Genomic DNA, 11,364 nt, shown 5'->3' with positions numbered 1-11,364 from the left:
CGACCCCGCACCGCCACAAGCTCCCCAGCCCTCATACAGCCAGCGAACTACCGAAAACCCGACACGACAAGACCCGGTAACAAAGCACTACTAGGCAGTGTCTGATGGCTCTTGCCCGGGTGGTGGATCTACGCCTGTTCCGGGCAGGAGTCCGTCATGGTGCGTCGGCATGAACTGACGAATGCTCAGTGGGAGCGCATAGCCCCGCTGCTGCCGGAGACCGGGAACCCGGGCGGGCGGTGGGCTGACCACCGAACCGTCGTCAACGGTGTGCTCTACCGGACCCGGACCGGGATCCCCTGGCGTGACCTGCCCGAACGCTACGGAACCTGGCAGACGGTCTACGAACGCCACCGCCGCTGGTCGGCCGACGGCACCTGGTCGAGAATCCTGCGCGCACTGCAGGCCGGAGCCGACGCCACCGCCCAGGACACGGACGGCTCGTGGGCGGTCAACGTCGACTCCACCACCTGCCGGGCCCACCAGCACGCCGCGGGAGCCCGGCACGATCCGCCGACCGACCACCCCGAAAAGGGGGTGGGGCGCGCGTGGACAGAGATGGCCGCGAGGCCCTGGGACGCTCCCGGGGCGGACTGACCAGCAAGATCCACCTGCTGGCCGACGACCGCTGCCGGCCCCTGGTCTGGCTGACCTCGCCCGGCCAGCGCGGGGACAGCCCGATGTTCATCCCGCTCATGCAGGCCCTGAACATCGCACGCACCGGGCCCGGGCGCCCCCGCACCCGGCCGGACCGGGCCCGCGGCGACAAGGCCTACTCCAGCCGCGCCAACCGCACCTACCTGCGCAAACGCGGAATCAAGGCAACGATCGCCCAACCCGACGACCAACGCGCCAACCGCCACCGGCGTGGTCGGACCGGCGGCCGCCCGCCAGCCTTCGACCGCGAGCAGTACCGCCAGCGCAACACCGTCGAACGCACCATCGGAAAGCTGAAACAGCACCGCGCCGTCGCGACTCGCTATGACAAACGCGACTACATCTTCAACGGCACCCTGGCCACCGCAGCCATCGTCATCTGGCTCCGCGACCTCATCAAAGAGCCATCAGACACTGCCTAGGCCCGGACCGGGCCGAGCCCCGGTTCGCGGGCGGGACCCGCGCACCGGCTCCGGCCCCGGGGCCCGGCTCCGATCGGACCTGAGCCCGACCGCCCCGCCCCGACCGCCCCGCCCGCCCCGACCCGACCGCCCCCGCCGGGGCCCCGTTCAGCGGGCCAGGTGGCGGACCTGGTCCCACAGCACCGGGTCCGCGGCTCCCGCTCTGCGGCGGAAACCCGACAGCGGGACCTCCCGCAGCTCGTCCGTCTCCAGGAAACTCGGCCGCCCCTGCGCGTCACCCACCGCGCCCGGCGGCAGCGCGATCACCCCGGGCCGCTCGTCGTGGTACTTGCTGGTGATCTTGGCGACCAGCGCCAGGTCACCCCGTACCGAAAGCACCAGACACGGCCTGTCCTTGGCACCGGGCCCGTCCTCGTAGGGCACCTCCGCCCACCAGATCTCGGCCGGCGCCGGCCGCCGACCCGGCGCCCCGCCCGGCCCCGAGGGACCGCGCGCCGGACGCCCCGGCGGCCGGGTCCTCCCGGAGGGCCGCCGCCCCGGGGGCCGACGGGCCGAACGCCTCCGCCCGTCGGAGAGCGCCACCACCAGGGCGATCACCACGACCGCGCCCAGCGCGGGCCACCACGACGTGTCCATACCCCAAGACGGTACCGGCGCACGACCCGGTCCGCCGCAACGGCCCGCCATCCATCCGAACCGGTGACAGAGCCCGTGAGTTCGCCCACAACGGGCCGTCACGGAGGAGCGACAGGCCCGGCCGCGCCGTACGCTCGACTGACCGCACAGCCTCCCCCCAGCGCGCTTTCCGTATCCGTCCACGGAGGTTCCCGCTCCATGAAGCTCACCGTCGTCGGCTGCTCCGGGTCGTTCCCGTCCGCGGACTCGGCCTGTTCGAGCTACCTCGTCGAGGCCGACGGCTTCCGGCTGCTCCTCGACATGGGCAACGGCGCCCTGGGCGAGCTGCAGCGCCACATCGGTCTGTACGACCTCGACGCGATCTTCCTCAGCCATCTGCACGCCGACCACTGCATCGACATGTGCGGGTACTTCGTCGCCCGCTACTACCGGCACGACGGCGGGCGCTGCGACGCGATCCCGGTCTACGCGCCGGAGGGCGCCGAGGAGCGGCTGACCACGGCGTACGCGGACACCCCCTCCCCCTCCTCGATGGGCGAGGTCTTCGACTTCCGCACCCTGAAGTCGGGTTCCTTCGAGATCGGCCCGTTCTCGGTGCGCACGGAGAAGGTGTGCCATCCGGTGGAGGCGTACGGCATCCGGGTCGAGCACGGCGGGCGTTCGCTGACGTACTCCGGGGACACCGGGACGTGCGAGGCGCTGCACGAGCTGGCCGAGGGCACCGACCTCTTCCTCTGCGAGGCGTCCTTCACCCACGGCAAGGAGGACGTCCCGGCCCTGCACCTCAACGGCCGGGAGGCGGGTGAGGAGGCGGCCCGCTCGTCGGTGGGGCGGCTCGTCCTCACCCACATCCCGCCGTGGACCGACGGCGAGCGGAACCTGGCGGACGCCCGCGAGGTCTACGCGGGCCCCTCGGAGCTGGCGCGACCGGGCGCGGTCTACGAGATCTGAGCGCGGACGCGGACGCGGGTACGGCCGTGGCCGTACCCGCCCGCGGACGGTCCGGCCGGGCGGCCCGTACAGCCGGACCGGATCGTGCGGACCCGTACGGACGAAAAGGGGAGGGCCCCGGAACCTTCTGGTTCCGGGGCCCTCCCCTTCGTACGGGGTGAGGATCACGCCTTGGTGAGGTCCTCGATCTCCTCCTCGGGCTCACGGCCCGGGGTGGGGAGGTTGAACTTGGTGATCGCGAAGCGGAAGACCACGTAGTAGACCGCCGCGAAGACGAGACCGATCGGGATGATCAGCCACGGCTTGGTCGCGTGCGACCAGTTCAGGGCGTAGTCGATGAAGCCCGCCGAGAAGTTGAATCCGGCGTGGACACCGAGCGCCCAGGTGACGGCCATGGATATGGCGGTCAGGACCGCGTGCAGCACGTACAGGATCGGCGCGATGAACATGAAGGAGAACTCGATCGGCTCCGTGACACCGGTGACGAACGAGGTCAGGGCCAGGGAGACCATCATGCCCATCACGACCTTGCGGCGCTCCGGGCGGGCGCAGTGCGCGATGGCGATGGCCGCGGCCGGGAGGCCGAACATCATGATCGGGAAGAAGCCGGACTGGAACATGCCGGCCGACGGGTCACCGGCGAGGAAGCGCGGGATGTCACCGTTGACGACGTCACCGGCGGCGTTGGTGAAGTCACCGAGCTGGAACCACGCCACGGTGTTCACGAACTGGTGCATGCCGATCGGGATCAGCCCGCGGTTGACACCACCGAAGAGGGCGGCGCCTCCGGCACCGAGGCCGGTCATCCACTCGCCGAAGTTGGAGATGCCGGTGCCGATGGGCTCCCAGACCAGGCCGAAGAAGACACCGACGATCAGACCCACGAAGGCCAGGATGATCGGGACGAGGCGGCGGCCGTTGAAGAAGCCGAGCCAGTCCACCAGCTTGGTGCGGTGGAACTTCTGCCACAGGATTGCGGTCAGCAGACCCATGATGATGCCGCCGAGGACACCGGGGTCGTTGTACTTCGCGGCGATGTCCGCGCCGTCCTGGACCTTCGCCTCGATGACGGGGAAGGCCTCGAGCACCTTGCTGTAGACCAGGAAGCCGACGACGGCGGCGAGCGCGGTCGAGCCGTCCGCCTTCTTGGCGAAGCCGATGGCGACGCCGACACAGAACAGGAGCGGGAGCGCGCCGGTGATGGCGCCGCCCGCGTTGCCGAAGACGGCGGAGACCTTGTCCCAACCGAGGCCCTCGGCGCCGAACACGTCCGGCTGGCCCAGCCGGACCATGATGCCCGCGGCCGGCAGCACGGCGATCGGCAGCTGCAGGCTGCGACCCACCTTCTGCAGGCCCTGGAACAGGCCGGATCCGCGCTTCTTCGCGGGAGCGGCGGCCTGGGCGGTGGCCGTACTCATCAACTTCCTCCAGAAAGGCAAGGCGCCGCCAGAGGACAGTGAAGGGGGGACGGCGACGTCTCGTGGAACGCGGTGGTCTGGACCGCGTGGTCTACACCAATCAGTGGTGTAGACCAGTTGTAGCACGTGTGACTTAGATAAGGAACCTGCGAATTCTGTGCTCTCAGCCATAGCCGGAAAGAGACGACAGAAGGCCCCCGGACCGTGAGGTCCAGGGGCCTTCGGGGGGTCTTACCGTGGGGTCGAAAGCCCCGAAACGGTCAGCCGTACGGCGGGGAGTGCGGGGTCACTTGACGTTGTCCCGCTCCATCTCCTCCTCCACCTCCTCGGGCTCGCGGCCCGGGGTCGGGAGGTTGAACTTGATGATCGCGAACCGGAAGATCACGTAGTACAGGGCCGCGAAGCCGAGTCCGATCGGGATGATCAGCCATGGTTTCGTCGCGAGGTTCCAGTTGATCAGGTAGTCGATCAGACCGGCCGAGAAGCTGAAACCGTCCTTCACCCCCAGCGCCCAGGTCAGCGCCATCGAGACACCGGTCAGGACCGCGTGGATCGCGTACAGCACCGGGGCGATGAAGAGGAAGGAGTACTCCAGCGGCTCCGTGATGCCGGTGACGAACGAGGTCAGGGCCACCGAGAGCATCAGGCCGCCGACCGCCTTGCGCCGGTGCGGCTTCGCGCAGTGGGTCATCGCGAGCGCCGCCGCCGGAAGCGCGAACATCATGATCGGGAAGAAGCCGGTGGTGAACTGACCGGCGTTCGGGTCGCCCGCGAGGAACATGCTGATGTCACCGTGGACCACCGTGCCGTCCGGTTTCGTGTACGAACCGAACTGGAACCAGACGGGCACGTTCAGGAACTGATGCAGACCGATCACGAGCAGGGCGCGGTTCGCGACACCGAAGATGCCCGAACCCCAGGCGCCCAGACCGACCAGCCAGTCGCTGAAGCTCTCCAGGGCGTCACCGATCGGCGGCCAGATCCACAGGCAGAGCGCCGCGAAGACGATCCCGACGAAGGCCATGATGATCGGCACGAGACGGCGGCCGTTGAAGAAGCCGAGCCAGTCCACCAGCTTGGTGCGGTGGAACCGCTGCCACAGATAGGCGGCGAAGAGGCCCATCAGGATGCCGCCGAAGACACCCGGGTTCTGGTACGTGTACCCCGCGAAGGAGTCGTCCACCCCCAGGCAGCCGCCGCTGATGTCCTTCGTACCCGTCGGGCAGGCCTTCGGGAACTGGCGCAGCACCGTGTAGTAGACGAGGAAGCCGACCACGGCGGCGAGCGCGGTCGAGCCGTCCGACTTCTTCGCCATGCCGATCGAGACGCCGATGCAGAACAGCAGCGGCAGACCGAGGCTGCCGTCGAGCAGGGCACCGCCCGCGCCCGCCATCACCTTGGCGACATCGGTCCAGCCCAGACCGTCCGCGCCGAAGACGTCCGGCTGGCCGAGCCGGTTGATGATGCCCGCCGCGGGCAGGACGGCGATGGGCAGCTGAAGGCTCCGGCCCATCTTCTGGAGTCCCTGGAAGAGCACGCTGCCCCAGGATTTCTGCCGCCCCGCCGCGGCGCTTTCGGTACTCATCGGCGTCCTCCCTGCCCGGAACAAGCCGGGTCCGCGTCTCGTTGCACTGGTGTAGACCAGTTGCGATAGGCTCCGGGAGCCCGTAGGGGACAGGCCGCCGGTGATCGTCATCATTCGACAGAACGGCGGCAGTCGCTCGCATAGTTGGGCCAACCGTGGGTTACCGTGACAAAGCGGACCACAGGTGCGCCGAGATTCGCGTGCTCGCGAACGGAACGGACAGGGAGAAACACATGGCCAGCAAGGCTGAGAAGATCGTCGCCGGCCTCGGCGGCATCGAGAACATCGAAGAGGTCGAGGGCTGCATCACCCGCCTGCGCACCGAGGTCATCGACCCGAGCAAGGTCGACGAAGCCGCGCTCAAGGCCGCCGGCGCCCACGGCGTCGTGAAGATGGGCACCGCGATCCAGGTCGTCATCGGCACCGACGCCGACCCGATCGCCGCCGACATCGAAGACATGATGTAAGCAGCCGCACCGGCCCGCACCGGCCGCTGCACCGCCCGAGGGGCCCGTTCCGACAGGGGAACGGGCCCCTCTCGCGGTACGGCTACGCTCGTCCCATGTCTCGTATCGACGGCCGTACCCCCGAACAGCTCCGCCCCGTCACCATCGAACGCGGATGGAGCAAGCACGCCGAGGGCTCCGTCCTCGTCTCCTTCGGCGACACCAAGGTCTTCTGCACCGCCTCCGTCACCGAAGGCGTCCCGCGCTGGCGCAAGGGCAGCGGAGAGGGCTGGGTCACCGGCGAGTACTCCATGCTCCCGCGCGCCACCAACACGCGCGGCGACCGCGAATCCGTCCGGGGCAAGATCGGCGGCCGCACCCACGAGATCTCCCGCCTCATCGGACGCTCCCTGCGCGCCGTCATCGACTACAAGGCGCTCGGCGAGAACACCATCGTCCTCGACTGCGACGTCCTCCAGGCCGACGGCGGCACCCGCACCGCCGCCATCACCGGCGCCTACGTGGCCCTCGCCGACGCCGTCACCTGGGCCCAGGGCAAGAAGCTCGTCAAGGCCGGACGGAAGCCCCTCACCGGCACCGTCTCCGCCGTCTCCGTCGGCATCGTCGACGGCACCCCCCTCCTCGACCTCCGCTACGAGGAGGACGTCCGCGCCGACACCGACATGAACGTCGTCTGCACCGGCGACGGCCGCTTCGTCGAGGTCCAGGGCACCGCCGAGGCCGAGCCCTTCGACCGCGCCGAACTCAACGCCCTGCTCGACCTCGCCTCCGGCGGCTGCGCCGAACTCGCCGAGATCCAGCGCAAGGCGCTCGACGGCACGCTCTGACGGCAACCCCCCGGACTCCCACGGCGTCCTGACGGGAGAGCGGGCGCCCGGATACCATCCGAGCGCCCGCACCAGCGCCCGTCCGGGCGTCACCCACCGGGGAGGACCCGCCTTGAAGCGCCGTCTCGCACTCGCCGTGGCCACGGCCGCCGCACTCACCACCGTCCTGAGCGGCTGCGGAGCCCTCGACACCGCCATGGACTGCGTCAAGACCGCCGACGCGATAGCCACCAGCGTCGACAAGCTCCAGCAGGCCGTCTCCAACGCCTCGAACGACCCGACGCAGATCGAGGAATCGCTGAACTCCATCTCCCAGGAACTCGGCAACCTCAAGGGCACCACCGACAACGCGGACCTCTCCAAGGCCGTCGACGACCTCACCAAGGGCGTCGACACCGTCCGCACCGCCGTGAAGAACGGCGACGCCACCCCGGACATCGCCCCCATCACCTCGGCGGCCGGTGAAGTGGCCAAGGTCTGCACCCCGGGATAATCGGTGGCATGACCCGTCTGATCCTCGCCACCCGCAACGCGGGCAAGATCACCGAACTCCACGCGATCCTCGCCGACGCGGACCTCGACCTCGAACTCGTCGGCGCGGACGCGTACCCGGAGATCCCCGACGTCAAGGAAACCGGCGTCACCTTCGCCGAGAACGCCCTGCTCAAGGCCCACGCGCTCGCGCGGGCCACCGGCCTCCCGGCCGTCGCCGACGACTCCGGCCTCTGCGTCGACGTCCTGAACGGCGCCCCCGGCATCTTCTCCGCCCGCTGGTCCGGCACCCACGGCGACGACCGCGCCAACCTGGACCTGCTCCTGGCCCAGCTCGGCGACATCGCCGACGAGCACCGCGCCGCCCACTTCGCCTGCGCCGCCGCCCTCGCCCTGCCCGACGGCACGGAACGCGTGGTCGAGGGACGACTGGAAGGCACCCTGCGGCACACCCCCACGGGCACCAACGGCTTCGGCTACGACCCGATCCTCCAGCCCACCGGCCACACCGTCACCTGCGCGGAACTCACCCCCGCCGAGAAGAACGCCATCAGCCACCGGGGCAAGGCCTTCCGGGCCCTGGTCCCGGCGATCCACGACCTACTGGGCTGAGACCCGAAACGCGCGAGGGCCCGGCACACGATGTGCGCCGGGCCCCGCGTACGAGTACGCCCGGTCGGATTCGAACCGACAGACACGACCACCTAAAGATCGCCGCTCAGCCCTTGGCGTACGGGCGCGTACACGTTTCCCCACTCTACCCGCCGTCCTCCGCGACACCAGGTCTTCGTGACCGCATGGCAGTTGGGGCACAGCAACCGCAGGTTCTCGCGCCGGTCGTCGCTCCTGTCCCCGTCGATGTGATCGACCTCCAGGGTCATCGGCCTGCCGAGCCACTCGGGCCCGATGCCGCATCCGGCGCACTCCTCGGGCACGCCCACCTCGCGCAGTGCCCGCCGGAGCAGCCGCGTCCCGGTCCTGCGTCCACCGCCGTGCCGCACCAGGATCTCCACGGCCGGTCGGGTCGCTCCGGGCTTGCCCCGCTGGTGCGCCTGTCCGAGGAAGTGGGCGGTGGACAGACCGGCCTCCGTCGTCCACCGCCGGAACAGCCCGCGCATCTGCCCGCTGTCCGGCCTGCCCAGGAGGCGCAGGGCCCCCGCGACGGAGAGGGATCCCACGACCGCGCTCCGCAGCTCCTCCACCGCCGGGCGGGGCGGCGGGCCACCGCGTCGGCGGTGGGGGAAGTGCGCGATGTCGATGCGGTGGTGGGCGAGGCGCTTCAGAAGGTAGCGGCGGAGATCTCCGTCGGGCTGGACGCCGAAGAAGTCCATGACCTCCTCGACGCTCGCGCATCGCGAGGCCGCCTCGGCCAGCAGCTCACACGTGTACCGGACGCCCTCCCTCACCGGCCGCGCCCGCTTCCCCGGCCCCGGTAGGTGTCCGTCGTCGAGTGGCAGTTGGGGCAGAGGAACCGCAGGTTCCCGATGCGGTTGTCACGCCAGTCGCCGTCGATGTGGTCGACCTCCAGGGGGAGCGGTCGGCCGCGCCACACGGCCTCGTTGCCGCACGAGGCGCACCGCTTCGGCACGCCCGACTCCGTCAGCGCCCGGACCAGGCGCTCACTCGGGACGCGCCGGGCCCGTGGACCGGTCTGTTCGACGAGCAGGACCTCGGGAGTCCGGGGACGCCTCGGGCGGCCCCGCCCGGACGGCGCACGGAAGTGCGAGGTGTCGATCCCGTACGCCCGGACGCGTCGGCTGATGTGCGTGTGCTGCCCGCCCACCACCTCGACCCCCAGGCGCCGCAGCACCTCGCACATGTTCGTGGACGCCGCCACCGCCTCCGCCAGGACCTCCCGGGTCCAGCGGCTCCCCTCCCGCTCGAAGTGGGAGGTGTCGACGCCCAGCTTGCGCATCCGATCGCGCACGTACCGGCGGGAAGCGCTCCTCGGGTCCACCCCCAGCCGCTCCAGCGCCTCCGTCAGCGTCCGCGCTCCTCGCACGGCCTCTTCCAGTCGTTCCCTCGTGTACGCGCTCGTTCTCATCCGTCCCCTCCTTGTGCGGTTCTCGTACGGAGCAACGAGCCGAATATCGGACGGTCACGTCATATCGCGGGCGGGTGGTTCGCGTCGGGGGTGTGTGGTACGGGCCGGGTCCGGGGTGGTCAGAACTTCGGTTCGGGGGTCTGGGACATGACCAGTTCCGCCGCTTCCTCCGGGGTCTCCACCGAGGGGGGTGAGCCGTCCAGGGGCTGTTGGGCCGTCTCCTTCATGCAGGCCACCGCGACGACGCCGACGAGGGCCGCGCCCATCGCGTAGTAGGCGGGCATCAGGCTGCTGCCGGTGGCGCCGATCAGGGCGGTGACGACCAGCGGGGTCGTACCGCCGAAGAGGGAGGCCGACAGGTTGTAGCCCACCGACAGGGAGCCGTACCGCACGTGCGTCGGGAAGAGCGCGGGGAGCGCCGCCGACATCGTGCCGAGCATGCAGACCAGGGAGAGGCCGAGCATCAGCATCCCCGCGGTGATCGCCGGGATGCCGCCCTGGCCGATCAGCAGGAACGCGGGCAGCGACAGGAAGAGGAAGCCGAGCATTCCCGCCATCAGGACCGGTTTGCGTCCGAACCGGTCGCTCAGACGGCCCACCCGGGTGATGATCAGCATCAGGAGCACCATCACGAGCAGCAGGACCAGCAGGCCGTGGGTCTCGCTGTAGCCGAGTTCGTCGGAGAGGTACGTCGGCATGTACGACAGCAGCAGGTAGTCGGTGATGTTGTACGCGCCGACGAGCGCCACGCACAGGATGAGCGCGGGCCACTGCCTGCGGAAGATCCGGCCGAGGTCGCCCTTGGCGGAGGTCTCCACGGGGTCCGCCGCCTCGGAGGGGTGGGCGGCGTCGGACTCCAGCCGCTGGAAGGCGGGCGTCTCGTCGAGCCGCATCCGCAGGTAGAGGCCGACCAGGCCCAGCGGGCCCGCGACGAGGAACGGCACCCGCCAGCCCCAGGCCTCCATGGTGTCGGGGCCGAGCCAGGTGGTGAGCGCCGTGACCAGGCCCGCGGCGGCGACGTATCCGGCGAGGGTGCCGAGTTCCAGGAAGCTGCCGAAGTAGCCGCGGCGGCGGTCGGGCGCGTATTCGGCGATGAACGTGGACGCTCCGCCGTACTCGCCGCCGGTGGAGAAGCCCTGGACCATGCGGAAGAGGACCAGGAGGGCCGGGGCCCAGAAGCCGATGGAGGCGTAGGAGGGGATCAGGCCGATGGCGAAGGTGCCGGCCGCCATGAGGATCATGGTGAGCGCGAGGACCTTCTTGCGGCCGATCCGGTCGCCCATCGGGCCGAAGACCATGCCGCCGAGCGGGCGTACGAGGAAGGCGACGGCGAAGGTGGCGAAGGACGAGAGCAGCTGGACGGTGTCGTTGCCCGAGGGGAAGAAGACCTGGCCGAGGGTGACGGCGAGGTAGGCGTAGACGCCGAAGTCGAACCACTCCATGGCGTTGCCCAGTGAGGCCGCCTTCACGGCCCGCCTGACCGCCGCCTCGTCGGTCACGGTGATGTCGGTTCGCCGCAGCCGGGGCCGTCGGCGCCGGGTGGCGGCCCGGAACAGGCGGGGGTGGCGTCTGACGGCCTCGGGGTCGGCGTCGGGGTCGCGGTCCGTGACCGGCATGGCCGTACGTCCTCTCTCCGGGAAAAGCTGCCGGAGAGCCTTCTGCGCGGTCGTGCCGTTCACAAACAAAGTCGCGCGGGACCGCTGCCCGGTCGCCTCGTGGGGGGACCGCGACTCCGTCACCTCGGGCGGGCCGGGGGGGGGGGGGGGGGGGGGGGGGGGGGGGGGCGCCGGCGGCGGGGCCGGGGGGGGGGGCCCCCGCCGCCCGCGGGGGGCCGGCGCCCGCCCCCCCCCCCCCCCGGGGGGGGC

The 11,364-nt window shown here is 70.5% G+C and carries 12 protein-coding genes and 1 tRNA gene; 6 read left to right on the top strand and 7 right to left on the bottom strand.

Annotated features, from left to right (window positions below):
• Positions 1 to 159 precede the first annotated feature (159 nt).
• Positions 160 to 1,079, top strand: a protein-coding gene (locus ACIRQY_RS34485; RefSeq protein ID WP_403932447.1) for an IS5 family transposase whose coding sequence is annotated in 2 segments (ribosomal slippage) — positions 160 to 505 and positions 505 to 1,079 — 921 coding nt in all. Because the reading frame shifts where the segments join, the coding sequence is not laid out codon by codon here.
• Positions 1,080 to 1,226: 147 nt separating this feature from the next.
• Here ACIRQY_RS34485 and ACIRQY_RS34480 read toward each other — a convergent pair.
• A complete protein-coding gene (locus tag ACIRQY_RS34480; RefSeq protein ID WP_403932442.1) occupies positions 1,227 to 1,715 on the bottom strand; it encodes a type II toxin-antitoxin system PemK/MazF family toxin in 489 nt (162 codons plus the stop codon).
• A 198-nt stretch (positions 1,716 to 1,913) separates the two neighbouring features.
• Between ACIRQY_RS34480 and ACIRQY_RS34475 the strand changes: the two genes are divergently transcribed.
• Positions 1,914 to 2,666, top strand: a complete 753-nt coding sequence (locus ACIRQY_RS34475; RefSeq protein ID WP_351782763.1) for an MBL fold metallo-hydrolase — start codon at positions 1,914 to 1,916, stop codon at positions 2,664 to 2,666.
• Between the two features lie 164 nt (positions 2,667 to 2,830).
• On the opposite strand, the gene ACIRQY_RS34470 is transcribed toward ACIRQY_RS34475, so the two are convergent.
• Both ACIRQY_RS34470 and ACIRQY_RS34465 read right to left on the bottom strand, forming a co-directional pair.
• Positions 2,831 to 4,084 (bottom strand): PTS transporter subunit EIIC, encoded by a 1,254-nt coding sequence (locus ACIRQY_RS34470; protein WP_403932440.1) that lies wholly within the window; start codon positions 4,082 to 4,084, stop codon positions 2,831 to 2,833.
• A 286-nt stretch (positions 4,085 to 4,370) separates the two neighbouring features.
• The gene (locus ACIRQY_RS34465) at positions 4,371 to 5,669 is read right to left on the bottom strand and encodes a PTS transporter subunit EIIC (protein WP_403932437.1); all 1,299 of its coding nucleotides are present in this window, start codon (positions 5,667 to 5,669) and stop codon (positions 4,371 to 4,373) included.
• 233 nt (positions 5,670 to 5,902) lie between these two features.
• Between ACIRQY_RS34465 and ACIRQY_RS34460 the strand changes: the two genes are divergently transcribed.
• From ACIRQY_RS34460 to rdgB, 4 genes are all read left to right on the top strand, one after another.
• The gene (locus ACIRQY_RS34460) at positions 5,903 to 6,136 is read left to right on the top strand and encodes a glucose PTS transporter subunit EIIB (RefSeq protein ID WP_018517946.1); all 234 of its coding nucleotides are present in this window, start codon (positions 5,903 to 5,905) and stop codon (positions 6,134 to 6,136) included.
• 95 nt (positions 6,137 to 6,231) lie between these two features.
• The gene (gene rph, locus ACIRQY_RS34455; protein WP_366441048.1) at positions 6,232 to 6,963 is read left to right on the top strand and encodes a ribonuclease PH; all 732 of its coding nucleotides are present in this window, start codon (positions 6,232 to 6,234) and stop codon (positions 6,961 to 6,963) included.
• Between the two features lie 112 nt (positions 6,964 to 7,075).
• The gene (locus tag ACIRQY_RS34450; protein ID WP_351782748.1) at positions 7,076 to 7,456 is read left to right on the top strand and encodes a hypothetical protein; all 381 of its coding nucleotides are present in this window, start codon (positions 7,076 to 7,078) and stop codon (positions 7,454 to 7,456) included.
• Between the two features lie 8 nt (positions 7,457 to 7,464).
• Complete coding sequence (gene rdgB, locus ACIRQY_RS34445) at positions 7,465 to 8,067, top strand: RdgB/HAM1 family non-canonical purine NTP pyrophosphatase (protein ID WP_351782745.1); 603 nt, start codon at positions 7,465 to 7,467, stop codon at positions 8,065 to 8,067.
• Between the two features lie 55 nt (positions 8,068 to 8,122).
• Here rdgB and ACIRQY_RS34440 read toward each other — a convergent pair.
• The 4 genes from ACIRQY_RS34440 to proP form a co-directional block, all read right to left on the bottom strand.
• Positions 8,123 to 8,195 (bottom strand) — tRNA-Leu (locus ACIRQY_RS34440).
• Complete coding sequence (locus ACIRQY_RS34435) at positions 8,160 to 8,861, bottom strand: HNH endonuclease (protein ID WP_403932432.1); 702 nt, start codon at positions 8,859 to 8,861, stop codon at positions 8,160 to 8,162. The genes ACIRQY_RS34440 and ACIRQY_RS34435 overlap by 36 nt, the downstream gene beginning before the upstream one ends.
• On the bottom strand, positions 8,858 to 9,499 hold the full coding sequence (locus ACIRQY_RS34430) for an HNH endonuclease signature motif containing protein (RefSeq protein WP_403932429.1): 642 nt from the start codon (positions 9,497 to 9,499) through the stop codon (positions 8,858 to 8,860). Before ACIRQY_RS34430 ends, ACIRQY_RS34435 begins: the two co-directional genes overlap by 4 nt.
• Before the next feature lie 119 nt (positions 9,500 to 9,618).
• Positions 9,619 to 11,115: a glycine betaine/L-proline transporter ProP gene (gene proP, locus ACIRQY_RS34425; RefSeq protein WP_403932426.1), complete on the bottom strand. Its 1,497-nt coding sequence runs from the start codon at positions 11,113 to 11,115 to the stop codon at positions 9,619 to 9,621.
• Between the last annotated feature and the right edge of the window lie 249 nt (positions 11,116 to 11,364).

The sequence above is a fragment of the Streptomyces sp. NPDC101490 genome (genome assembly GCF_044767145.1).
In the GTDB taxonomy this organism is placed as follows: domain Bacteria; phylum Actinomycetota; class Actinomycetes; order Streptomycetales; family Streptomycetaceae; genus Streptomyces.
The sequence above is the reverse complement of the archived record's forward strand: the minus strand, read 5'-3'. Positions and strand labels throughout refer to the sequence as shown.

Coding starts and splice junctions, on each gene's coding strand:
- ACIRQY_RS34460 (WP_018517946.1), top strand. CDS start 5,903: ATGGCCAGCAAGGCTGAGAAGATCGTCGCCGGCCTCGGCGGCATCGAG.
- ACIRQY_RS34465 (WP_403932437.1), bottom strand. CDS start 5,669: ATGAGTACCGAAAGCGCCGCGGCGGGGCGGCAGAAATCCTGGGGCAGC.
- proP (WP_403932426.1), bottom strand. CDS start 11,115: ATGCCGGTCACGGACCGCGACCCCGACGCCGACCCCGAGGCCGTCAGA.
- ACIRQY_RS34430 (WP_403932429.1), bottom strand. CDS start 9,499: ATGAGAACGAGCGCGTACACGAGGGAACGACTGGAAGAGGCCGTGCGA.
- ACIRQY_RS34475 (WP_351782763.1), top strand. CDS start 1,914: ATGAAGCTCACCGTCGTCGGCTGCTCCGGGTCGTTCCCGTCCGCGGAC.
- rph (WP_366441048.1), top strand. CDS start 6,232: ATGTCTCGTATCGACGGCCGTACCCCCGAACAGCTCCGCCCCGTCACC.
- ACIRQY_RS34470 (WP_403932440.1), bottom strand. CDS start 4,084: ATGAGTACGGCCACCGCCCAGGCCGCCGCTCCCGCGAAGAAGCGCGGA.
- ACIRQY_RS34480 (WP_403932442.1), bottom strand. CDS start 1,715: ATGGACACGTCGTGGTGGCCCGCGCTGGGCGCGGTCGTGGTGATCGCC.
- rdgB (WP_351782745.1), top strand. CDS start 7,465: ATGACCCGTCTGATCCTCGCCACCCGCAACGCGGGCAAGATCACCGAA.